The sequence below is a fragment of the Paracoccus methylarcula genome, from assembly GCF_003007735.2.
In the GTDB taxonomy this organism is placed as follows: domain Bacteria; phylum Pseudomonadota; class Alphaproteobacteria; order Rhodobacterales; family Rhodobacteraceae; genus Paracoccus; species Paracoccus methylarcula.
The window spans coordinates 102551-125357 of sequence record NZ_PXNQ02000010.1 but is presented as its reverse complement, the minus strand read 5'-3'; the positions used below and the strand labels follow the sequence as shown (position 1 = coordinate 125357).

Below are 22807 nucleotides of genomic sequence, written 5' to 3'. Positions count from 1 at the left end.
AAAAATGCAATCTGCGAAACATAGACATTCATGCGACTAGCGACAATCCTGCCGCGACGTCAAGAGGCCGTGATGACGATCAGAAACTGACGCTCACCCCCGGCAGGTTCAGCGTCGCGATCAGGTCGCGCAATTCCTGCCGCGCGGCGATGTTCGACATGCTCAGGCTCTCGGTGCCGATCTCCTTCAGATCCAGCAGGGTCAGGCCGCGCGGGAACAATTCGCGAAAGATCACCCGCTCCGAGAAGCCGGCGGTGACGCGAAAGCCGATCCGCTTGGACAGGGTCGCCAGCGCCCCGCCGACCTTGCGCTTGTTATGCATCGCCTGCGTGCCAAGGCGGTTGCGCAGCACCAGCCAGTCGATCGGCCCGGCTCCGGCCTCGGCCCGCATCTGCCGGGCGGACCAGACCATCTCGGCATAGATCGAAGGCCCCAGCACCTTGCCCTCGGGCGACATCCGCGCCAGCAGGTCGAAATCGACGAAACTGTCATTCATCGGCGTGATCAGCGAATCGGCGAGCGTATGCGCCATCTGGCTGAGTTTCGTATGCGAGCCGGGGCAATCCAGCAGGATGAAGTCGCATTCCGCCTCGAGCGCGTGAAGCGCCGGGGTCAGCGGGTCGCTCCCCTCGCCCAGCACTCCCAGCATCGGCGTGGGCAGATCCAGCCCCTCGCGCTTGGTGAAAGCCGCCCGATTCTCCAGGTAGCGGCCGAAACTGCGCTGCCGCACGTCGAGATCCAGCCCACCGACCTTGTAGCCCATCCGCGCCAGGGCGGTCGCCACATGCATCGAGGTCGTCGATTTCCCGGAACCTCCCTTTTCGTTGCCCACAACGATGATATGCGCCACCGACTGCCTCTTTGCCTCGTTTGTCCGCGCGGAACCTAGCGGCTGCGCGAGGGGATGAAAAGCGGCCTCGTCCGATCGCCGGTCAGCCGTCATCGCCCTCCAGCAGCAGCCACAGGGCCAGCAGCGTCACCGCCACGCCGGGCAGCACGATGCCTCCGGGCAGGCCCTGCCCCAGCAGGGACTCGAGCGCGATCACCCATGCGGGGGTCAGGTAGGTATAGGCCATGACCTTGGCGGCAGGCAGCCGCAGCGAGGCGAACTGGACCAGCACGAATGTCGTGGCGCTGGCAAAGAGCGAGACGTAGAACAGGGTGATCCAGACGATCGCCGGCAAATCCGCCCATGCCGTCGCACCGATGGCCCGCCATCCCCAGATCAGCAGCAGGATGGCCCCCGCGACCAGCGTGCCGAGCGTGAACACGACCGAGCTTTCGCCCCGGTTCAATCGCCGCACCAGCGGGATATACAGCGCATGCGCCACGCAGCCCAGCAGGTAGATCAGTTCTCCGCGCCCCAGTTCCAGCCGCAGCATCGCGGCGATGTCGCCGCGGAAGATCACCCATAGCGCCCCCACGGCGCCAAGCGTCATCGCCGCCGCCATCCGCCGGGTCAGCCGCTGCCGCATGACCAGCCATCCGAAACCGGCGGCGATCAGCGGCGTCAGCGTGAAGACGGCACTGGCAGAGACCGGGCTGGCGGTCTTGAGCCCCTCGAACATCAGCACGAAATAGCTGGAAAAGATGCCGCCCAGCAGCAGGTATCTCCACGGTGCATGCAGCGCCTTTCGTGGGATGCCGGGACCGGCCAGCGCCACCGCTCCGATTACCCCGGCGGCGATGACGAAACGCACCGCGTTGATTGCCGCCGGATCGATCAGGTTGGCCGCCCGCGCGCCAAGCGAGAACGACCCCGCCACCAGCGCCGAGAACAGCAGCATCGCCGCATGCCCGCGCAGGGCCTCTTGCCGAGGCACCGCGACACTCATTTGCGCCCTCCGAACAGCCGCCCGTCGATCAGTGCCAGCCCCAGGGCGATCAGGGCGACGCCCAGCAGATGCGCCGCTCCCAGGGTCTCGGCAAGGAACAGCCATCCCAACAGGACCGCGGAGACCGGGACAAGGAAGGTCACCAGCGAGATATTCGTGGCCCCCGCCCGTGCCAGCACGCGGAAATACAGCACATAGGCAAAGCCGGTGCTGAGCACGCCCAGAACGATGGCGGCGAGCCAGACCTGTCCGGGCACTTCCGCCCCGGGCCAGCCATCGACCGATAGCGCCAGAGGGATCAGCAGCGCACTCGATCCGGTGACCATCCCTGCCGCCGTGACCACCGGGTCGAGCCCCATGGACCGGAACCTCCTCCCGAAGACATTGGCGAAGGCATAGGACAGCGCCGCCCCCAGGATCGCCAGTTGCGCCCAGATCGCATGCCCCAGCCCGGCCAGCGTATCCAGCCCGATCATGACGGCGACCCCGCCAAGCCCCAGCACAACACCGGCCAGCTTGCGGGCGCTGAAACCCTCGTCGCTCAGCAGCAACCCCGAGACGATCACAGTCCACAAGGGCGTGGTCGCGTTCAAGATCGAGGCCAGCCCCGAGGGAATCGAGGTCTGTCCCCAGACAATCAGCCCGAAGGGGATGGCGTTGTTCAGGATGCCCATGACAAGGAAAGCCGCCCATATCCCCGGCGCGCGCGGCAACCTGCGCCCCGTCGCCAGCACGATCAGCCACAGCACCATCGCCGCGACGCCCAACCGGATCGCGACGATGCTCAGCACTGGCAACCCGGTGACCGAGACCGCGATCAGGAAGAACGAGCCGCCCCACAAAAGCGACAGCAGCAAAAGCTGCGCCCAATCGGCGGCCTCCATCTGTGGATTGATCCCGGGCCGGGCCAGCCGCGGCTCGGGCGCAAGCGGCGCCCTCATTGCCGTCCCAGCATGTAGAACTCGTCATTGGGCCGGATATCGCCCGCATTCACCAGCCGGTTCGACATGCCGAAAAACGCGGCGATGGCTCCGATATCCCAGATCTCGTCGGCGCTGAAACCGGCCTCTGCCAGCGCCCGGTGGTCCTCGTCGCCGATCTCCTGCGCGTTCAGCGCCACCTTCTCGGCATAGGTCAGCATCGCCCGCTGCCGCTTGCTCAGATCCGCCTTGCGCCAGTTGACCGCCACCTGATCGGCGATGAACGGATCCTTCGCCCGGATGCGCAGGATCGCCCCATGCGCCACCACGCAATACTGGCACCGGTTGAGCCCGCTTGTCGCGACCACGATCAATTCGCGCTCGGCCTTGCTGAGCCCCTCGTCACTGTCCATCAGCGCGTCGTGATAGGCGAAGAAGGCGCGGAACTCGGCCGGGCGATGGGCGAGCGCCAGGAAGACATTGGGCACAAAGCCCGATTTCTCGGCCACCTTCTCGATGGTCTGGCGGATATCGTCGGGCAGGCTGTCCAGATCGGGAACGGGAAAACGGCTGATCGGCGGGGGGGATTGGGTCATCTCTCGGCTCCTCTTCCGGCGCAGTCTGCGTCATGGCCGGTGCAGATGGAAGGGAACAGATGGCATTTCAGTCGCCGGATCTGCATGGCGTCCCGCCCTCCCGCATCGCGATGACCGATATGGATATAGCCGCTCGATGGCGTGACGGGGCGCAGGAAACGGGCGTGGCATTCAATTGCCTTGCACAGCTTGCCTCTTTCCACCACCGCGCAACGCCTCCAGCGCGGCCTGCACCTTCGGCGTGCGATGCAGGTCGACATGGGTCACGAGCCAGAGATGCGAATCCCATTCCGCGAGGGCCATGACCTCGACCAGCCCTTCCGTCCGCGCATCCATCAGCACCCCAAGAGCCTGCCCGTCGCGGACGACAGCCTCTATGGCGTCATGATCATTGCTGACAAAGACAAGACATTCCTCGGGGACGCGTTCCTGCAGCCAGCGCATATAGGGGGCCCGCTCTCCTCCGGCCCCCGGCGGGGGTATGGCAAAACGATGCTGCGCCAGATCATCCACCGGACCATGGGCTTCCAGATAGGCGGGCGCCGCGTAAAGCCGGGATGGCAGCACCGCCAACTGCCGCACGACGTAATCCGGCTCGTCCGGTTTCGCCCCGGCGCGGATGGCGATATGCGCCTCTCCGGTCGAAAGCCGGTAGAGCCGCGCAGCGGTGACATAACGCAACCGCAAACCGGGATTCCGCCGCAACAGCGCAAGCAGGCGCGGCATGACCAGATCAGAGAGCTCGGGCAGCGAAGTCACCACCAGTTCCCCCTCTATCCGGTCGCCTGCCCCGGCGATGTTCGAGGCCATCTGCGCGAAACGCTCATCCGCCTCGCCCGCGCTGCGCAGCAGGACCTGCCCCGCCTCGGTCAGCGCATAGCCGCGGGTATGCCGCTGGAACAGCTTGGCGCCCAACTGCTTTTCCAACGCATCCACGCGGCGGATCACCGTCGCATGATGCACGCCCAGGGCCTCGGCCGCGCCGCTGACCGTTCCCGTGCGCGCCACGGCCAGAGCCGTGCGGATATCGTCCCAGCTTTCGATATTCATGTGCACCTCCGCACAGACATTGCGCATTTATCGCTATTCCGTTCGCCCATGCAAAGTCTTAATTCTTGCTCAACGCCAAACCAAGAGGATCGACAGACATGCATATTCTTCATCTCGACAGCGCCGTGACCGGCGAGGAATCCATCTCGCGCAAGCTGACCGCCGATATCGTGGCGAAACTGAAAACCGACAACCCGGCTGCGACCGTCACCTATCGCGACCTGAACGAAGGCGTCCCCGCGATCGATACCGACTGGTACAAGGCCGTCCGCCTCGCCCCCGAGAACCCGACGGCAGAGCAGCAGAAACTGGTCGCGACCTCGGACGCCTATCTGAAAGAGGTGCAGGACGCGGATGTGCTGGTGATCGGCTCGCCCATCTACAATTTCACCCTGTCCGCGCAACTGAAGAACTGGATCGACCAGATCGCCCGCGCCGGGATCAGCTTTCGCTATACCGAGGCCGGCCCCGAAGGCCTGCTGAAGGGCAAGCGCGCCATCATCGCCTATAGCGCGGCCGGCACGCCGATCGGATCGGAGGTCGACTTCGCCTCGGATTACCTGCGCCACATGCTGGGCTTCCTCGGCATCACCGATGTCACCTTCGTCGCCGCCGACCGCCTGGCGATGGATCGCGACGCCGGCCTTGCCCGCGCGCAAGAGGCGGTGAGCGCATTGGCGGCCTGATCCTGCAGGCGCAACCGGGGTTCCGCTTGTCCCGAGTTGCGCCGCCCCATGAATGATGACGGCATATCCCGCCTGCCCCCGCCGGGATTGACAGCGGGTGTTTTTACCGGAAAAAGCCGGGATGTTGCCCAGTTTCATGCTTCAAGGGATACCGGTCTCAAGGGATACCGGAATGCCAATCACTGTCTTTCGCTCACGTGTTCACGAGGAAACTCGCCAAGCTTATGTCGAAACCGGCAAGAAGATGGCAGAGATCGGCAGCCGGATGCCGGGCTTCGTCTTGATCAAGACATTTCGCGCCGACGATGGCGAGCAGGTCACCATCGTCGAATTCACCAGCGATGAGCATCAGCAAGCATGGGCCAACCACCCGGAACATCTCGAGGCAAGAAAACACGGCCGCGAGACCTGGTTCGATGAATATGACATCTCGGTTTGCGAGGTTATCCGGCGCGACAAGAAGCCCTGATTCGCATCCGTGATGATATGGGTGGTCTGACACGCCGGATCGCCCGGCATTGACATTCTCCGCAGCCCGGCCTATCACGCTGCGGATTCCCGGAAGGACCACCCTTCCGGTCCCCGTAACTTGCGGGGATCGCCCCCCGTCAGCGCGTTGCGCCCACGGGGGCATTCGTGTTTTGCACCGGCCCGTCGGGCCATTCATCGGAGCTCAGGAGGCCCGGCCCATGTTCGAGAACCTATCCGACCGGCTTGGCGGAGTCTTCGACCGGCTGACCAAGCAGGGCGCATTGTCCGAGGACGACGTCACCGCCGCCATGCGCGAAGTGCGGGTCGCGCTGCTCGAGGCGGATGTCTCGCTGCCGGTCGCCCGCAGTTTCGTGAAATCGGTGACGCAGAAGGCCACCGGCGCGGCGGTCACGAAATCCGTCACTCCCGGCCAGCAGGTCGTCAAGATCGTCCATGACGAGTTGATCAAGGTCCTGCAGGGCGAGGACGAACCCGAAGCCCTGCGCATCGACAACCCGCCCGCCCCGATCCTGATGGTCGGCCTGCAGGGCTCGGGCAAGACGACCACCACCGCGAAACTCGCCAAACGCCTGAAGGAGCGCGAGAAGAAGCGCGTGCTGATGGCCAGCCTCGACACCAACCGCCCGGCGGCGATGGAGCAGCTTGCGATCCTCGGTCAGCAGATCGGCGTCGATACCCTGCCCATCGTGCCGGGCGAGACCGCCACCCAGATCGCCAAGCGCGCCAAGCAGCAGGCGGCCTTGGGCGGCTATGACGTCTTCATGCTGGATACCGCTGGCCGGCTGCATATCGACCAGGTGCTGATGGATGAGGTTCAGGCGGTTCGCGACATCGCGCAGCCGCGCGAGACCCTGCTGGTCGTCGATGGCCTCACCGGGCAGGACGCGGTCAATGTCGCCACCGAGTTCGACGGCAAGATCGGCGTCTCGGGCGTGGTGCTGACCCGGATGGACGGCGATGGGCGCGGCGGTGCGGCCCTGTCCATGCGCGCCGTCACCGGCAAGCCGATCCGCTTCGTGGGCCTGGGCGAGAAAATGGACGCGCTGGAAGGCTTCGACGCGCAGCGCGTCGCTGGCCGCATTCTCGGCATGGGCGATATCGTCGCGCTGGTCGAGAAGGCACAGGAAGTGCTGGAGGTCGAACAGGCCGAGCGCATGATGAAGCGCTTCCAGAAGGGCCTGTTCAACATGAACGACCTGAAGGGCCAGCTCGAACAGATGCAGAAGATGGGCGGCATGCAGTCGATCATGGGCATGATGCCCGGCATGCAGAAGATGGCCAAGCAGGCCGAGCAGGCGGGCATGGACGACAGCGCCGTCCGCCGCCAGGTCGCGCTCATCAACTCGATGACCAGGAAAGAGCGTGCCAATCCCGCGATCCTGCAGGCCAGCCGCAAGAAACGCATTGCCCTGGGCGCCGGCCTGGATGTGGCCGAGTTGAACCGGCTTCTGAAGATGCAGCGCCAAATGGCTGATACGATGAAGAAACTCGGCAAGATGGGCAAGGGCGGCATGCTGAAACAAGCGATGCGCGCGATGACCGGCAAGGGCGGCGGCCTGCCCGATATGGAGAATGTCGATCCGACGAAAATGGCCGAAGCCACCAAGATGCTGCAGGATCCCAAGGGCCTGGGCGGCGATCTTGGCAAGGCCGGTCTGCCCGGCGGCCTGTCGGGACTGTTCGGCAAGAAATGACCACGCTTTCCGTCGATATTCCGGTTCTGGAAACCGAACGCCTGATCCTGCGCGAACCGCGCATGTCGGATTTCGAGGCGCATGCGGCTTTCGCTGCCTCGGAACGCGCCCGCTTCGTCGGCGGTCCGTTCGACCGATGGGGGGCTTGGCGCGGCTTTTCCTCGGCCGTCGGCCATTGGATGCTGTTCGGTTATGGCTTCTGGGTCGTCGAGGACAAGGCCAGCGGCGCGACTGCTGGCCGTGTTGGCGTGATCAAACCCGAGGGCTGGTCCGAACCCGAACTCGGCTGGCATATCTATGAAGGTTTCGAGGGCCGCGGCCTTGCCCATGAGGCCGCGCTCATGGCCCGCGACCATGCCCAGGGCCCGATGGGCTTCGCGCCGCTGATCTCGCATATTGACCCTCAGAACACCCGCTCGCGCGCGCTTGCCGAACGCCTCGGTGCGACGATCGAGCGCGAAGGCGAATTGCTGGGACACCCGGTGCTGATCTATCGCCATGCGAAGGTCCCGGCATGATCCTGCTGTCCCCCGCCCCGCCCCTGTCGACCGAGCGGCTCTGCCTGCGCGCGCCCACGCCGGCGATTGGCCGCATTGGTGCGAATTCCACCTGTCGGAACGCGCCCGCTTCATCGGCGGCGGACCACGGATCAAGCCATCCGACAGTTGGCGCGCCTTTGGCCATGTCATCGGCCATTGGGTCATGCGTGGCTGGGGCATGTTCGTCTTTACCCTGCAAGGGGATGACACTCCGCTCGGCATGACCGGTCCGTGGTTCCCCGAAGGCTGGCCCGAGCAGGAGATCGGCTGGACGATCTGGTCCTCTGCCGCCGAGGGCAAGGGCTATGCACGCGAGGCCGCTCTGGCCGCCCGCGACCATGCCTATCAGGTGCTCGGCTGGAGTGGCGCGGTCAGCTATATCCATCGGGACAACGCCCGCTCCATCACGCTGGCCGAACGCCTCGGCGCGGTGCGGGACGGCAGCGCCCCGGTTCCCGAGTTCGACGAGCCCTGCCTTGTCTATCGCCACCCGGCGCCCGGCCGGATCGGGGAAACCGCGACATGAATCCCGCCTTCTTTTTCATACAAGTATCTTCGGGGGTCGCTGGTCGGTGCGCCACTGGTTCAAGAACCAGCCAGCGACATGGGCAGACAGCCCCCGCCGCCAAGCCAGCCACAGGAGCCAGCGCATGACCGATCCCGTCACCCGCGCCGCCGAATTGCTGAAAGAGCATCGCGCCAGCATCGACCGGCTGGACGCGATCCTCGTCTATACGCTGGCCGAACGGTTCAAGCACACCCAATCCGTCGGCCGTCTCAAGGCCGCCCATGACCTTCCTCCCTCCGATCCGACGCGCGAAGCGCAGCAGATCGAACGGCTGGAACGCCTCGCGCGCGAGGCCGATCTCGACCCGGAATTCGCGCGCAAATTCCTGAATTTCGTGATCGCCGAAGTGATCCGGCATCACGAAGGACTGCAACCCGAGGGCAAGTGAAAACGCCCTCCCCCCGCCATTTCAAAGGAGAATACCAATGGCAATGAAAATCCGTCTGGCCCGTGGCGGCAGCAAGAAGCGCCCCCATTACGCCATCGTCGCAACCGATTCGCGCATGCCGCGCGACGGCCGTTTCCTGGAAAAGCTGGGCACCTATAACCCGCTTCTGCCGAAAGACAGCGAAGACCGCGTCAAGATGGACATGGAACGTGTCCAGTACTGGCTGGGCCAGGGCGCACAGCCGACCGACCGCATCGCCCGCTTCCTCGAAGCCGCTGGCGCCAAGGAAAAGGCCGAGCGCAAGAACATGAAAAAGGCCGAGCCCGGCGAGAAAGCCAAGAAGCGCGCCGAAGAAAAGGCCGCCAAGGCCGCACCCGCCGAAGCTCCGGCTGACGAAGCCGCCGAGTAATCGCCTGCGCAGGCCCGCGCCATCCGGCCGGGCCTGCCTGCTGCGGCCATCGCATGTTCCGGTTGTTTCGCCTTGTCTTCCTCGGCCTGTCCGTTTTCGTGGCCGGGATGATGTTCGAGCGTTCGCATCAAAGGGATTTGTGCGAGACTTCCGGCGGCATCCGGCTGCGCGCCGGGTTTTGCGGGGAGAAATAGGCCATGTCCGATAAGATCTGCGTCGGAGCCATCGCCGGAGCCTTTGGCGTCAAGGGCGAGGTGCGGCTGAAAAGCTTTTGCTCGGACCCCCGCGACATCGCCGGCTACGGTCCGCTGACGACCGAGGACGGAAAACACTCCTTCACCGTCAAGCTGACCCGCCCCGTCACCGGTGGTATCGGCGCGCGTCTCTCGGGCGTCTCGACCCGTGAACAGGCCGAGGCACTGCGCGGCACGACCCTCTGGGCCCCGCGCGAAGCCCTGCCCTCGCTGCCGGACGATGAGTTCTACCATGCCGACCTGATCGGGCTGGAGGTCTTCGACACCGGTGGTCAGTCCCTGGGCCGCGTCCGCGCGATCTATGATCACGCGCGGGCGACATCCTTGAAGTCACCGGCCGCGAACAGCTTCTGCTGCCCTTCACCCGCGCCGTTATCCCCACCGTCGATCTCAGGGCGGGCAGGATCATCGCGGACCCGCCCGGCTCGGACGAATGACCCGGGTCCTGCTGCATCTGGGGCTGCACAAGACCGGCACCACCAGCCTGCAGAAATTCCTTGAAGACAACCGCGCCGCGATCGAACCGGCTGCGGCAATCTTGCTGCCCGCCCAGACACGCGAGATCTCTCGTTGGGCCTGGCGCTTTCACCAATTGGGCGACCGCGATGTGCTGCAGGTGATCCGCGAGGATTTCCAGCAACTTCTTGCCGCCCTGCCGCTTGGCGACCGCGACCTGATCATCAGCGACGAGAACCTGCTGGGGCCGATGCCGCGCGCGCAAGGTGCCGATCCCTATCCCCATGCCGCGACGCTCATCGACACCTATCGGGAGACCCTGCAGATCCTGCCGAAACCGCCGCGACTGACCGTCTGGCTAACGACCCGCGATCCGCAGGACTGGGCCATCAGCATCCATGCCCATCTGGCCCGCAAGATCAGGGCGGTCCGGCTGACCGAGGATCGTGACAACTTTTCCGCCCGCTTGGCCGGGAACGGGTTCGAGCGCACATTGACAGCGATCCCTGCTGCTCTGCCCGATCTCGACCTGCAGGTGAACGGGATGGAGGCGCTGGCCGACCAGCCCTTCGGCCTTGCGCAGGTTTTCGTCGATTTCCTGAACCTGCCGGACAACCGGATGCTTCGCCCTGCCACGCATCACCATCGCAGCCCCGCACCCGAGCTGATCGACCGCCTGATCGCGCTGAATCGCAGCGATCTGGACGAGGATGCCCTGGCTGCAGCCAAGCAGGCAATGCTGCGTGGCGTGCCCGCAAAGGAATACCAGCGATGAAATCCCATGGCCGCCTGACAGCGAAACCCAGCCTTCGCCCGCGCGAATTGATGGCCGAGCCGCAGGTCAGGGGGGTCTGGACCGCAAGGATCGTGACGCTCTTCCCCGAGGCATTCCCCGGCATTCTCGGCCTGTCGCTGACCGGCAAGGCCCTGGCGCAGGGATTGTGGAACCTGCAGACCATCCCGCTGCGCGAATTCGGAGTGGGTAAGCATCGCAATGTCGATGACACCCCGGCGGGCGGCGGTGCGGGCATGGTGATCCGCGCCGATGTCATGGACGCGGCGCTGCGCGACGCGAAACGGGGCGGCCCCGCCGGTCCGGTCCTCTACATGTCCCCCCGCGGCCGCCCCCTGACCCAGTCCCGCGCCCGCGCCCTGGCGGAAGGTCCCGGCGTGACCCTGATATGCGGGCGTTTCGAAGGTGTTGACCAGCGCGTCCTTGATGCCCATGATGTCGAGGAGGTCAGCATCGGCGATTATGTCCTGACCGGAGGAGAGATCGCCGCTCAGGTCTTGATCGACGCGACGGTTCGGCTTATACCGCGCGTGCTGGGGAATCAGGATTCGCTGGCCGAGGAGTCCTTTTCCATCGGCAACCGGGGTCTTCTGGAACATCCTCAGTATACGAAGCCCGCCCAATGGGAAGGCCGCGAGATACCGGAGGTCCTGCTGTCCGGAAATCACGCGGCCATTGCCGCTTGGAGGGAAGCAGAGGCCGAAAGGCTGACCAAGGAACGCCGCCCCGACCTGTGGCGGGCATGGGCCGACGCAGCCGGGAAGCATCCCGGACAGGCGTCGGACATGGACCCGGCAAAGGACCGACAGCTCTCGGGCGCATCAGACCAATCGCGGGGCCACCGCGAGCCAGAAAAGGAATGAAGCGATGAATCTGATCGCAGAACTCGAAGCCGAGCAAATCGCCGAGCTTGGCAAGACCATCCCGGACTTCAAGGCCGGCGACACCATCCGCGTCGGCTACAAGGTGACCGAGGGCACCCGGACCCGCGTGCAGAACTATGAAGGCGTCTGCATCTCGCGCAAGGGCGGCAGCGGCATCGGCGCCAGCTTCACCGTCCGCAAGATCAGCTTTGGCGAGGGTGTGGAACGTGTCTTCCCGCTCTACTCGACCAATATCGACGCGATCACGGTCGTCCGCCGCGGCAAGGTCCGCCGCGCCAAGCTGTATTACCTGCGCGATCGCCGTGGTAAATCCGCCCGCATCGTCGAGAAAACCAACTACAAGCCCAAGTCGGGCGCTGAAGCAAACGCGTGAACGGAGGCCCCCGATGAAAAAGGATATCCATCCCGACTACCACCTGATCGAGGTCAAGATGACCGACGGCACCACCTATCAGACCCGCTCCAGCTGGGGGTCCGAAGGTGACACGATGACGCTCGACATCGACCCGACCTCGCATCCGGCATGGACCGGCGGCTCCTCGCGGCTGATGGACGCCGGTGGCCGCGTGTCGAAGTTCAAATCGAAATATGCCGGACTGGGCTTCTGATCCAGCCAGGCTGTTGCGATGTAAAACGCCGTCCCAAGGGGCGGCGTTTTCCTTTTGCGGGACCGGGTGGTGATCGCCGCCGGGCCGTCACCGCACCCTGCCCCGAAACCACCACGCCCCGACCCGACGGCAATCCGGTCAAAGCGCATCCCGAGCCTTGCAGGCAGCTTGCTTACGGTCCACATCTAGGGCAATCGAGAAAGGACCGAAGATGGCAGGACATGTGACATTCGATTCCAGGGACATGGCGAAAGGCAATGAACTCGGGCAGCTTCCCGAATGGGACCTGAGCGATCTCTATCCTGCCCCGGATGCTCCGGAACTGACCGCCGATATCGAGCGTCTGACGAAGGAAGCGCAGGATTTCGCCGCGCGTTACCAGGGCAAGCTGGCCGATCTGTCCGCGCCCGAGATGCTGGCCTGCATCCAGGCCTATGAGCGGATCGACATCACCGCCGGGCGGATCATGTCCTTTGCCGGGCTGCGCTATTACCAGAATACCACCGACGCGGAACGCGCCAAGCTGATGGGCGACCTGCAAGGGCGGATCACCGATATCACCACGCCGCTGGTGTTCTTCAGCCTCGAATTCAACCGCATTCCCGACGAGACCTATGAAGCGGTCTTTGCCGCCGCTGACGGCCCGGCCCGCTACAAGCCGGTTTTCGACCGGATGCGGGCCATGCGCCCGCACCAGCTTTCCGACGAGTTGGAGCAGTTCCTGCATGACAATTCCGTCGTGGGCGCGGCGGCATGGAACCGGCTCTTCGACGAAACCACGGCGGCGCTGGAATTCGAGGTGGACGGCGAGCGCATGGGAATGGAATCGACGCTGAACCTGCTGACCGAGCATGACCGTGCCAAGCGAGAGACCGCCGCCCATGCGCTGGCCAAGGTCTTTGGCGACAATGTCAAGCTGTTCGCGCGCATCCACAACACGCTGGCCAAGGAAAAGGCCATCGAGGACAAGTGGCGCAAGATGCCCACGCCGCAATATGGCCGGCACCTGTCGAACCATGTCGAACCCGAGGTGGTCGAGGCATTGCGCGATGCCGTGACCCGCGCCTATCCGCGCCTGTCGCATCGCTATTACGCGCTCAAGGCGCGCTGGCTGGGACTGGACAAGCTGCAAGTCTGGGACCGCAACGCGCCCCTGCCGACCGAAGCGCCCCGGACCATCGGTTGGGACGAGGCCCGCAGCACGGTCCTGGACGCCTATGCCGGTTTCTCGCCGCGGCTGGCCGAACTGGCCGAGCCGTTCTTTGACAAGGGCTGGATCGACGCGGGGGTCAAGCCCGGCAAGGCTCCGGGTGCATTCGCGCATCCGACGGTGACGACCGTGCATCCCTATGTGATGCTGAACTACCTTGGCAAGCCGCGCGACGTGATGACGCTGGCGCATGAACTGGGCCATGGCGTCCATCAGCGGCTGGCGGCGGATCAGGGCGAGTTGCTGGCCTCGACGCCGCTGACACTGGCCGAGACGGCCTCGGTCTTCGGCGAGATGCTGACCTTCCGGGCGCTGCTGGCCAAGACCACCGATCCGGCGCAGAAAAAGACCCTGCTGGCGGGCAAGGTCGAGGACATGATCAACACGGTGGTCCGCCAGATCGCCTTCTACGATTTCGAATGCAAACTGCATGCTGCCCGCGCCGAGGGCGAACTGACCCCCGATGACATCAACGCGCTGTGGATGTCGGTTCAGGCGGAATCGCTTGGGCCGGTCTTTGAATTCATGCCGGGCTACGAGACCTTCTGGACCTATGTGCCGCATTTCGTCCATTCGCCCTTCTATGTCTATGCCTATGCATTCGGAGACGGGTTGGTGAACGCGCTTTACGCTGCCTATGAAGATGGCTTGCCGGATTTCCAGGGGAAATATTTCGAGATGCTGTCAGCCGGTGGATCGAAGCATCACAAGGAATTGCTGGCTCCGTTCGGGCTTGATGCCTCGGACCCGGCCTTCTGGGACAAGGGGCTGTCGATGATCGAAGGATTCATCGACGAGTTGGAAGCGCTGGAGTGACGGTTTCGCTGCATCCGCTGGACCGGCGGGATGCGGGCCGGGTCGCGCATATCGCGGTCCGGGCGGACCAGGAGCGTTTCGCCGGGACCGTTGGCGCGGCATTGGCCGAGCCCGAGGCGACGGTCGATCTGCACGAGATTCGGGAAGGTGAAGAAGCGGTCGGGCTGTTCAAGATCGACCGCGCCTATCACCTGCGCCATGATTTCGCGCAAGCCGATGACCTCGGCCTGCGCGGGGTGATCCTGGATCGCAACCGGCAGGGGCGCGGCATCGGAACCACCGCCATGGCGGCATTGCAAGGCTATCTGTCGCCCATCTATCCGGGCAAGGCGCGGGTTTGGCTGACCGTCAACATGGCCAATCCGGCTGCGATCGCTGCTTATCGCAAGGCGGGCTTCAATGAGACCGGGGATATCTGGCCACATGGCAATGCCGGGCCGCAACTGATCATGTTCATGCCATTGGGGTAAGGGGGCTGCCGCCCCCGGCCGCGCCATGCGGCGCGCCCTCCCCCGCGGATATTTGTATGAAGAAGAAGGGCCGTCTTGGGCCGGACCGAGGGGAGCAGGGAATGCTGAAGCGGATTTTACTGGGAATTGCCACTTTTCTGATCATTGCGGCCATCGCATTCTTCACTTTCGCTCCCGGCTATGTCGAGCGCAGCATGAACCCGGTGAGCATGCCTGAAGAGGGCTGGCCGGTTTCGGAAGAGGCCGAGGCCCTGCACCGGGATCTGGTGATCGGCGACTGGCATGCCGACTCGCTGCTGTGGGACCGGGATCTGCTGGAACGCGGGGCGCGCGGCCATACCGATATTCCCCGGCTGCTGGAAGGCAACGTCGCATTGCAGGTCTATACGACCGTGACGAAAAGCCCGCGCGGGCAGAATTACGACCAGAACAGCACCGAGGCGCCGGACAATATCACCCCGCTCTTCATGGGACAGCTTCGCCCTGTCCGGTCATGGTTTTCCTTGCGCGGGCGGGCGCTGGTGCAGGCCGAGGATCTGCGGCAGATGGCCGAGAAGGCGCCCGACCTGCTGCGCATCATTCGCACGCGCGAGGATCTGGCGGATCTTCTGGCGGACCGCGCCGGAGGCGAACGGGTTCTGGGCGTGATGCTGGGTTCAGAGGGCGGGCATCCGCTGGAAGGCGAACTGGCCAATCTGGATGTCCTCTATGACGCGGGCTTCCGGCTCATAGGGCTGACGCATTTCTTCGACAACGAGTTGGGCGGCAGCCTGCATGGCGAGGGCGGCAGCGGTGCCGGGCTGACGGAGTTCGGGTATCAGGTGGTCGAGGCGATGATGGAAAAGGGCATGGTGATCGACCTCGCCCATGCCTCGCCACGGATGGTCGAGGATGTGCTGGCCATCGAGGGCGCGCGCCCGATCCTGTCGCATACCGGCATTCACGGGCATTGCGCCAGCCATCGCAATCTCGACGATGCCCTGGTGAAACGGATCGCAGGCAAGGGCGGGCTGATCGGGATCGGCTACTGGGCCGATGTGGTCTGCGGCCGGACCCCTGCCGATATCGCGGCGGCGATCAGGGCCGCGATCGCGCTTGTGGGCGAGGATCATGTCTCGCTTGGGTCGGATTACGACGGCTCGGTCGATGCGCCTTTCGATGCCGCGCATCTGTCTGCCTTGACTCAGGCGCTGATGGATGCGGGATTGAGCGAGGCGCAGATCGCCAAGGTGATGGGCGGCAACATGATGCGCTACCTGGCGGATGTTCTGCCAAGCGGGACTTGAGGGGGTCGGGATGAAACGCGGAACCTTGCAGAATGCGGAACTGTCGGGGCTGATCGCGGCGATGGGCCATGGCGACCTGCTGGTCATCGGCGATGCCGGCCTGCCCGTTCCGCCGGGGGTGCGCTGTATCGACCTGGCCGTGACCGGCGGCGTGCCCGGCTTTTTCGAGGTGCTGGACGCGGTGCTGTCGGAACTGACCGTCGAACGTTCCGCCGCCACGGTTGAGGCCGATCCGGGTCTGATCAACCGCTTCTCCATGCGGCAGATCGGGATGCTGGAACGGCTGTCCCATGACGATCTGAAGCAGGCCAGCAAGGGCGCACGGGCCATCGTCAGGACCGGAGAGTTCACGCCCTATGCGAATATCTGCCTGTGGTCCGGCGTGGCGTTCTGAGCGCAGCCGGGATCGATGGAGGGGACAGCCAGATGAAGACCATACTGTTGACTGGAAAAGCCGCCACACTTGCCGGCTCGGATCGCCCCAGCGGGATTGCGAAATCGCCCGTGGAAGCGCCGCTCATGCTGGGGCCGGAGGGTCTTGCAGGCGATCAACAGGCCGACCGGCGCGTGCATGGCGGCCCCGAGAAGGCCGTGCATCATTATCCGCGCGATCATTACCCGGTCTGGCGGGACGAGATCGGAGCGCATCCGTTGCTGGATGAACCGGGCGCATTTGGCGAGAACATCTCCACTACGGGGCTGACCGAGGCGGATGTGGCGGTGGGCGACACGTTCCGCCTTGGCCGGGCCGTTTTGCAGGTCTCGCAGGGCCGCCAGCCCTGCTGGAAGCTGAATCACCGTTTCGGAATCGCCGACATGGCGCGCTGCGTTCAGGGCAGCGGGCGGACCGGCTGGTATTATCGCGTGGTGGAGCCGGGCATCGTCGCGCCGGGGGACGCGCTTGTCCTGATCGATCGCTCCGCGCCGGACTGGACCATTCGCCGCCTCTGGCATGTGATGTATGTCGAGCGGTTGAACCCTGACGACCTGTCGCGGATGGCATCGCTGGATGTGTTGGCCGAGGGCTGGCGGCGTCACGCGCGGCGGCGCCTCGAAAGCGGTCAGGTAGAGGATTGGAGCAGGAGGCTGGAGGGTTCCTCATGACGCAGATTGCAAGACCGCCGCTGGTGATCTCGGTTCAAAGCCAGGTCGTGCATGGCCATGTCGGCAATTCGGCTGCGCTGTTTCCGATGCAGGCCGCCGGGCTGGAGATCGCCGCCATTCCCACGGTGATTTTCTCGAACACCCCGGACTATCCGACCCTGCGCGGCGCCCCCGTCCCGCCCGATCTTTTCGCCGACCTGCTGCTGGGGGCCGAGGAACGCGGCCTGCCGCAGCGCGCGGCCTATCTGATGTCGGGCTATACCGGCTCGGTCGAGGTGGCCCGCCTCCTGGCCGATTTCGTGGCGCGCTGCAAGCAGGCCAATCCCGCGCTGATCTATATCTGCGATCCGGTGATGGGCGATCATGCGCCGGGCCTCTATGTGCCCGAAGAGATCGCCGGGGTGATGCGGGACGGGCTCTTGCCGCTGGCCGATATCGCAACGCCGAATTCCTTCGAACTGGGGCACTTGACTGGCCAACCCATCGTTACGCTGGAGGATTTGCGGCAGGCCGGCGCCGCCCTGAACCTGGCCTCCGGTGCACGGCTGATCGCCACCGGCTGCGAATTGCAGGACACGCGCAAGGGCCTTCTGGAAACGGTGATCCTTGGCCCCGACGGACTCAGCCGCCATCCAACCCCGCATATCCCCGTCGCCCTGCCCGGCACCGGGGATCTCTTTGCCGGGCTGGTCGTGGCGGGGCTGGGCAAGGGCCGTTCCCTGCCCGATGCGGTCGAACTGGCGCAGGAACTGACGGGCCGGGCGCTGGACCATGCCCGCCATCTCGGCGCACGCGAAGTGGTCCTGTTCGAGCCGGGATTCCGCCGGGCATTGCTGGAGCTTTAGGTTTTCCGCCATCGCGCGGTTCAGGAAGGAGATGCAGATGGAGATCGGGGCGGAACTGGACGAGAACATCATCCGCCGGGTGCGCGACAGCTTCAACCGGCAGGGGCTGATGGCGCATCTGGGGGCCCAGATGACCGGGATCCGGGCAGGACAGGTGACGCTGACCCTGCCCTTTCGGCCGGAACTGACCCAGCAGCACGGCTATTTCCACGCGGGCGGCAGTTCGGCCATTGCCGATACCGCAGGCGGCTACGCGGCCTATACGCTGTTTCCCGAGGGCAGCGCCGTGCTGACGGTCGAGTTCAAGCTGAATCTGATCAACCCGGCCCGGGGCGAAAGGCTGGAGGCAATGGGGCGCGTGATCAAGCCGGGCCGCACCCTGACAGTGTGCCAGCTCGATGTCTGGGCCGTGGATAACGGGCAGCAGGTCCATGTCGCCACCGGCATGCAGACCCTGATCCGGGTGCAGGGCGAGGCTTGAAGCAGGACAAGAGGCCCCATCCAGGAGCAAGCCCCCTTTCTTCTTCATGTAAAATATCCCGGGGTCCGGGGTGGAACCCCGGCCTTCGCGGCATGCAGGCGCGGCGCTTCGGTCAGGGCGTGATGCGCTACGCCCCGGTCACACGCCAGATCACGTTGCCGACGTCATCGGCCATCAGCAGCGAGGTCTTGTCCGGCCCGATGGTCACGCCAACCGGACGGCCATAAGAGAACTTCTCATCCTCGGACAGGAATCCCCACAGGATGTCACGCGGTTCACCGGCAGGACGGCCATCGCGGAATGGCACGAAGATCAGCTTGTAGCCGCTGAGGGTCGAGCGGTTCCAGGACCCGTGCTGCCCGATGACCATGCCATCGGGGAAACCGGGCAAGGTGCCTTCGGGCATCCAGCACAGGCCAAGCGAAGCGGTATGCCCGCCAAGCGCGTAATCCGGGGTGATCGCGCGGGCCACCAGTTCCGGATCCTGCGGCACGCGATCGTCGACGATCTGCCCCCAATAGCAATAGGGCCAGCCATAGAATCCGCCATCCTGCACCGATGTCAGGTAGTCGGGCGGGGTCTCGTCGCCCAGCCCGTCGCGTTCGTTGACAACGGTCCACAGCTTGCCGGTCACCGGCTCCCATGCCAGGCCGACCGGGTTACGCAGACCCGAGGCGAATATGCGCGCCTCGCCGCTGGCCAGGTCCAGCTCCCATATCGCGGCACGGCCTTCCTCGGCTTCCATCCCCTCGTCGCCGATATTCGAAAGCGAGCCCACACCGGCATAGATCCTGCTCCGGTCCGGCGAGACGATCAGGCTGCGGGTCCAGTGACCGCCCGGTTTGAACTCCACCAACCGCTCGCCGGAGCCGGTCAGCCGTGTGACGCCCTCCTCATAGGGGAACCTGACGATGCCATCGGTATTGCCGACATAGAAATTGCCGTCCACCAGCGCCATGCCGAAGGGCTGGCGCTGCCCTTCCAGGAACGCCTCGCGAAACTCCGCGACGCCGTCGCCGTCGCCATCGCGCCATAGCGAAATACGGTTCGCGCTGACCCCGATGGCATGGGCGCGCCGCATCGTCGCCTGCATCGCCCGTTCGAACAGCCCTTTCGGCGGCCCGGCCTCCAGCAGCGATTCCGCGACCAGCACATCGCCATTCGGCAGGACCTCGATCCAGCGTGGATGCTCCAGCCCCTCGGCGAAGGCGTTGACCTTCAAGCCCGGCGCCGCCTTGGGCTTCTGCCCCGGCTCCCATCCCTTTGCCGAGGGCATCTTGAGGGTCATGATGCCCTGGGCCTGGGCGCCGGGAATCGCGGGTTCAGCGCCCACGGCCTGATCGCGCGGAGCACTTGCCTGCCGCATCCGGACCATGATTCCGCCCACGATGGCCGTGGCTTTTGCCATGAAATCCATATTCTTCTCCCTCGTGTTCCAGTTCGCAGGTTAAGGCAGGTTGACCGGGCCGGAAACCGCATATCGGCAAGACCGGTTACCCCGCCTAAGATCGGGAACGCCGCCCTTTCCCCCGTTTCTTCGGCCGGTCTTCCGATTCCGCCTCGGCGCCTGAAAGGCGGCTGGAAAGCAGATCCCCCGTCCGGGTCAATATCGGATAGCCGACCATCGTGAAGGATGTGTTCACCTGCTTCAGAGCCCGCAATGTCTCCTGGTGAATACTGCTTGTTTCGATACTTTCCGCAAGCCCCTCGCGCAGGCGACCAAGATGGTTGCGCTGCAGATGCTGCTCCACGTCGCGGACCTTGTCCTTGGCGGCGACCAGTTCGCGCGCCTCCTCGGGATTCTGGGTCATCATGACATTCAGCGCCAATTGCACATTGCCCAGCACCCGGTCGTGGAAATCGCTGATTTCCTCTTGCCCGGGCCTGGAGAAGGCGACCCCTTCGGCATGCAGCCGCTTTGCCAGCCCCGCCAGGTTGCGCGAAACCAGTTCCGCGGCGGCATCGAAACTGACCGCGAGAGAGGCCAGTTCCATGGAACGCTGGCTCCCCTCTTCATCCAGTTCGCGGCGGTTGAGGCGGGCCAGGAACAGCTTGAGATCGAAATGCATCTTGCTCACGGTTTCACCGCGTTTACTGATCCCCTCTGCCGTGCCCGCATCCCATCTGTCGTAAAGCCCGCCGACGGCGCGCAACATGATCTCGATCGCCTGCCCCATCGCCAGGATTTCGCGCGCGGCGCAGACCAGCGCCTGATCGGGCTTGTCGAGCGCGGAATCGTCCAATGCGGTTGCGGGGCCAAGCTCCCCCACCGGATCGGGACGTTCGGGCATCGCGAATTCCGCGAGACGCGCGATCGGGCCAAGGAACGGCAACGACAGGGCGGCAAGGGCAAGGTTGAAGGCGAGATGCAGGTTGATGACCTGCCGCGCCTCTGCCTGCCCCAGCCAGCCGAGCACAGCCGTATTCATGGTCAGTCCGACCAGGACCAGAGCAGCCAGCCCCCCTCTCAGGACGAGGTTGAACACGACCATGCGCCTTGCCGGAAGCGGGCTGGTCAGGGTCAGCACATAGGCAATGAAGGCCCCGCCCAGATTCGCCCCCAGCACCATGGCCGCCGCGCCATATGCCGGCAGCAGCCCCTGGGCAACGAGCGTCACCACCAGCAGGATGGCGGCGACGCTGGAATGGACGACCCACGCGAAGACCGCGCCGATCACGAATGCGGTCAGCCCGTCACGGCCAAGATATTGCATCACCGCCAGGGTGCCACTGCTGTCCAGAAGCGGCGCCGTGGCGGCACGGATCATGTCGAGCGAGACGAAGATCAGCGCCAGCCCGATCAGGATGCGCCCGATCTGCCTGCTGCGCGGCCGATCCCCGCGCAGGAACAGCACCACGCCGACAAGCAAGAGCAGCGGAACAAGGAAATCCTGCCGCAGCAGCAGGATCTGCGCCACGATGGCCGAACCGATATCCGCGCCAAGCAGGATCGCCAGTCCTACCCCGGTGGCGATGCTTCCGCGCGACACGAAATTCGACACCATGATCGCCACCGCTGTCGAGCTTTGAAGAAAGATCGCCGCCGCCGTTCCCATGCCCGCCGCAAGGAACCGGCTTTTGGTCGAACGCCGCAGCCAGAGCCTCAACTGCGTGGAAAATGCCCGTTCCACCCCGGTCCGGACAAGACGAACCGCCCAGATCAGAAGGGCTGCCGCACCGGCGATGTGAAGGATGAAAAGGATGATCTGGCTATCCTGCATCTTGCTTGCGACTTTCCTTTACCGGGCATGATCGATGCCCTTCGGATCCGCGGCTTTCAAAAAGGACCGTCTGGACCATGACACCGCCGGGCGTTTCGCGCCAGCCGGGGGCGCGGCAAGGCGGCATGAAAGCCGAATGTACCGGCGCGCGGCGGCACTGCAAGAGTTGACAGGGCTTCGCCCCTCGCGGAACCGGAACAAGAGCTTTTCACGGCTCACCCAGCCAGGGCCAGGTAAAGCGACAGCGTGCCGACCGACAGGATGGTGGTGATCAGGATGACACGGCCTGTCAGCAATGCCTCACGCTGGTAGAATTCCGCCAGCATGAAGGGTCCGGTACCGGTCGGCAACGCGGCAAGAAGCACCGCGATATGCGCCGTCTCCGCCGGAAGCCCCAGGACCGGCACGGCGATGATCCACGTGACGGCGGGCTGGGCGATCAGCTTCAACGCCACCAGGATTGTCTGGACCTTCGTTCCCGCGCGCGGCTGCCGCCCGGAATTGTCGGCGAGAAACAGCCCCAGGGCAATCAGCGCGCAGGGAGAGGCCGCACCGCCAAGCAGTTTCAGATAGCTGTCGAGCGCTTCGGGAAGCCGCAAGCCTGTCGCCATGACGATCCCGCCCAGCACCGGCGCGATGAGCAGCGGGTTCCTGACCAGCGAAAGGCAAATCTTCCGGGCGATGTCGCGGCGGCGCGTTTCGGCTTGCAGGCCGCTCTCGATCAGGATGATGGCAATCGCGAAAAGGACGCAGGCGGTGACGATGGTCGCGACCAATGTCGCCGCCATGGCCGTTTCCCCGATGACCGCCAGAAGCAGCGGGAAGCCCATGAAACCGGTATTCGCATAGCTCGTGTTCAGCCCGTCGATAGCGGCATCCGCCAATGGCGCCCCCTGCCGCATCCGCAGCCCGATCGTGAGGATGAAAACCACCGCGCATCCCGCCGTGAACGCAACGAGAAAACCCGGCTGCCAGATCTCGGAAGGAACGGCATTCGCCGTGATGTCGAACAGAAGCGCGGGCAATGCCAGGTAGACGACGACGCGGTTGACCTCGCGCGTGGCATTCGGCCCGAGGGCCCCGAATTGTCGTGCCAGCCAGCCAGTCAGGACGAGGGCGAAGATCGGCAGCACGATCAGCAGGTTGGAAAGCATGGGGCAGGACTCTTCGTGGTATGGGCTTGGTTTCGGATGCCGGGACCA

At 64.8% G+C, this 22807-nt stretch carries 26 protein-coding genes and 1 pseudogene; 19 read left to right on the top strand and 8 right to left on the bottom strand.

Going from position 1 to position 22807, the window contains the following annotated elements:
• Positions 1–79: 79 nt before the first annotated feature.
• The 5 genes from A7A09_RS15985 to A7A09_RS15965 form a co-directional block, all read right to left on the bottom strand.
• On the bottom strand, positions 80–850 hold the full coding sequence (locus tag A7A09_RS15985) for a division plane positioning ATPase MipZ (RefSeq protein WP_106692324.1): 771 nt from the start codon (positions 848–850) through the stop codon (positions 80–82).
• A gap of 82 nt (positions 851–932) precedes the next feature.
• A complete protein-coding gene (locus A7A09_RS15980) occupies positions 933–1835 on the bottom strand; it encodes a DMT family transporter (protein WP_245999396.1) in 903 nt (300 codons plus the stop codon).
• Positions 1832–2776: a DMT family transporter gene (locus A7A09_RS15975; RefSeq protein ID WP_245999395.1), complete on the bottom strand. Its 945-nt coding sequence runs from the start codon at positions 2774–2776 to the stop codon at positions 1832–1834. The genes A7A09_RS15980 and A7A09_RS15975 overlap by 4 nt, the downstream gene beginning before the upstream one ends.
• Positions 2773–3351 carry a peroxidase-related enzyme gene (locus A7A09_RS15970; RefSeq protein WP_106692323.1) on the bottom strand — a complete coding sequence of 193 codons (579 nt, stop codon included), beginning with the start codon at positions 3349–3351 and terminating at the stop codon, positions 2773–2775. The genes A7A09_RS15975 and A7A09_RS15970 overlap by 4 nt, the downstream gene beginning before the upstream one ends.
• Positions 3352–3522: 171 nt before the next feature.
• Positions 3523–4401 (bottom strand): LysR family transcriptional regulator, encoded by an 879-nt coding sequence (locus A7A09_RS15965; protein ID WP_106692390.1) that lies wholly within the window; start codon positions 4399–4401, stop codon positions 3523–3525.
• A gap of 98 nt (positions 4402–4499) precedes the next feature.
• Here A7A09_RS15965 and A7A09_RS15960 point away from each other — a divergent pair, with 98 nt between their 5' ends.
• From A7A09_RS15960 to A7A09_RS15870, 19 genes and pseudogenes are all read left to right on the top strand, one after another.
• Positions 4500–5087: an FMN-dependent NADH-azoreductase gene (locus tag A7A09_RS15960; protein ID WP_106692322.1), complete on the top strand. Its 588-nt coding sequence runs from the start codon at positions 4500–4502 to the stop codon at positions 5085–5087.
• A gap of 172 nt (positions 5088–5259) precedes the next feature.
• Positions 5260–5556 carry an antibiotic biosynthesis monooxygenase family protein gene (locus A7A09_RS15955; protein ID WP_170167133.1) on the top strand — a complete coding sequence of 99 codons (297 nt, stop codon included), beginning with the start codon at positions 5260–5262 and terminating at the stop codon, positions 5554–5556.
• Positions 5557–5776: 220 nt separating this feature from the next.
• Positions 5777–7273 (top strand): signal recognition particle protein, encoded by a 1497-nt coding sequence (ffh, locus tag A7A09_RS15950; protein ID WP_106692320.1) that lies wholly within the window; start codon positions 5777–5779, stop codon positions 7271–7273.
• Positions 7270–7791: a GNAT family N-acetyltransferase gene (locus A7A09_RS15945; protein WP_106692319.1), complete on the top strand. Its 522-nt coding sequence runs from the start codon at positions 7270–7272 to the stop codon at positions 7789–7791. The genes ffh and A7A09_RS15945 overlap by 4 nt, the downstream gene beginning before the upstream one ends.
• Positions 7772–8338, top strand: coding sequence for a GNAT family N-acetyltransferase (locus A7A09_RS15940; RefSeq protein WP_366466160.1), 567 nt, complete (start codon positions 7772–7774; stop codon positions 8336–8338). Before A7A09_RS15945 ends, A7A09_RS15940 begins: the two co-directional genes overlap by 20 nt.
• A 124-nt stretch (positions 8339–8462) precedes the next feature.
• Positions 8463–8768, top strand: coding sequence for a chorismate mutase (locus A7A09_RS15935; RefSeq protein ID WP_106692318.1), 306 nt, complete (start codon positions 8463–8465; stop codon positions 8766–8768).
• Positions 8769–8805: 37 nt separating this feature from the next.
• Positions 8806–9177, top strand: coding sequence for a 30S ribosomal protein S16 (rpsP, locus tag A7A09_RS15930; RefSeq protein WP_106692317.1), 372 nt, complete (start codon positions 8806–8808; stop codon positions 9175–9177).
• Positions 9178–9374: 197 nt separating this feature from the next.
• Positions 9375–9868: pseudogene (gene rimM / locus A7A09_RS15925) on the top strand (ribosome maturation factor RimM).
• Positions 9865–10662, top strand: a complete 798-nt coding sequence (locus A7A09_RS15920; RefSeq protein ID WP_106692316.1) for a hypothetical protein — start codon at positions 9865–9867, stop codon at positions 10660–10662. Before rimM ends, A7A09_RS15920 begins: the two are co-directional and overlap by 4 nt.
• Positions 10659–11543, top strand: coding sequence for a tRNA (guanosine(37)-N1)-methyltransferase TrmD (gene trmD / locus A7A09_RS15915; RefSeq protein WP_106692315.1), 885 nt, complete (start codon positions 10659–10661; stop codon positions 11541–11543). The genes A7A09_RS15920 and trmD overlap by 4 nt, the downstream gene beginning before the upstream one ends.
• 4 nt (positions 11544–11547) lie before the next feature.
• A complete protein-coding gene (rplS, locus tag A7A09_RS15910) occupies positions 11548–11937 on the top strand; it encodes a 50S ribosomal protein L19 (RefSeq protein ID WP_106692314.1) in 390 nt (129 codons plus the stop codon).
• Between the two features lie 13 nt (positions 11938–11950).
• Entirely contained in the window at positions 11951–12172 is a 222-nt protein-coding gene (gene rpmE / locus A7A09_RS15905) for a 50S ribosomal protein L31 (protein WP_106692313.1), read from the top strand.
• A gap of 211 nt (positions 12173–12383) precedes the next feature.
• The gene (locus A7A09_RS15900; RefSeq protein WP_106692312.1) at positions 12384–14198 is read left to right on the top strand and encodes a M3 family oligoendopeptidase; all 1815 of its coding nucleotides are present in this window, start codon (positions 12384–12386) and stop codon (positions 14196–14198) included.
• Positions 14195–14668: a GNAT family N-acetyltransferase gene (locus A7A09_RS15895; RefSeq protein ID WP_106692311.1), complete on the top strand. Its 474-nt coding sequence runs from the start codon at positions 14195–14197 to the stop codon at positions 14666–14668. Before A7A09_RS15900 ends, A7A09_RS15895 begins: the two co-directional genes overlap by 4 nt.
• 101 nt (positions 14669–14769) lie before the next feature.
• A complete protein-coding gene (locus A7A09_RS15890; protein ID WP_106692389.1) occupies positions 14770–15954 on the top strand; it encodes a dipeptidase in 1185 nt (394 codons plus the stop codon).
• A 10-nt stretch (positions 15955–15964) separates the two neighbouring features.
• Positions 15965–16348, top strand: coding sequence for a D-ribose pyranase (gene rbsD / locus A7A09_RS15885; protein WP_106692310.1), 384 nt, complete (start codon positions 15965–15967; stop codon positions 16346–16348).
• Between the two features lie 32 nt (positions 16349–16380).
• On the top strand, positions 16381–17058 hold the full coding sequence (locus A7A09_RS15880; protein WP_106692388.1) for an MOSC domain-containing protein: 678 nt from the start codon (positions 16381–16383) through the stop codon (positions 17056–17058).
• A gap of 5 nt (positions 17059–17063) precedes the next feature.
• Positions 17064–17903, top strand: a complete 840-nt coding sequence (pdxY, locus tag A7A09_RS15875) for a pyridoxal kinase (RefSeq protein WP_106692387.1) — start codon at positions 17064–17066, stop codon at positions 17901–17903.
• A 37-nt stretch (positions 17904–17940) separates the two neighbouring features.
• Positions 17941–18384 carry a PaaI family thioesterase gene (locus A7A09_RS15870; protein WP_106692386.1) on the top strand — a complete coding sequence of 148 codons (444 nt, stop codon included), beginning with the start codon at positions 17941–17943 and terminating at the stop codon, positions 18382–18384.
• Positions 18385–18511: 127 nt separating this feature from the next.
• Here A7A09_RS15870 and A7A09_RS15865 read toward each other — a convergent pair whose 3' ends face one another.
• From A7A09_RS15865 to A7A09_RS15855, 3 genes are all read right to left on the bottom strand, one after another.
• On the bottom strand, positions 18512–19801 hold the full coding sequence (locus A7A09_RS15865) for a PQQ-dependent sugar dehydrogenase (RefSeq protein WP_106692309.1): 1290 nt from the start codon (positions 19799–19801) through the stop codon (positions 18512–18514).
• Between the two features lie 85 nt (positions 19802–19886).
• Entirely contained in the window at positions 19887–21605 is a 1719-nt protein-coding gene (locus A7A09_RS15860; protein WP_211341152.1) for a Na/Pi cotransporter family protein, read from the bottom strand.
• 215 nt (positions 21606–21820) lie between these two features.
• Positions 21821–22759 (bottom strand): AEC family transporter, encoded by a 939-nt coding sequence (locus tag A7A09_RS15855; RefSeq protein ID WP_106692308.1) that lies wholly within the window; start codon positions 22757–22759, stop codon positions 21821–21823.
• Positions 22760–22807 lie beyond the last annotated feature (48 nt).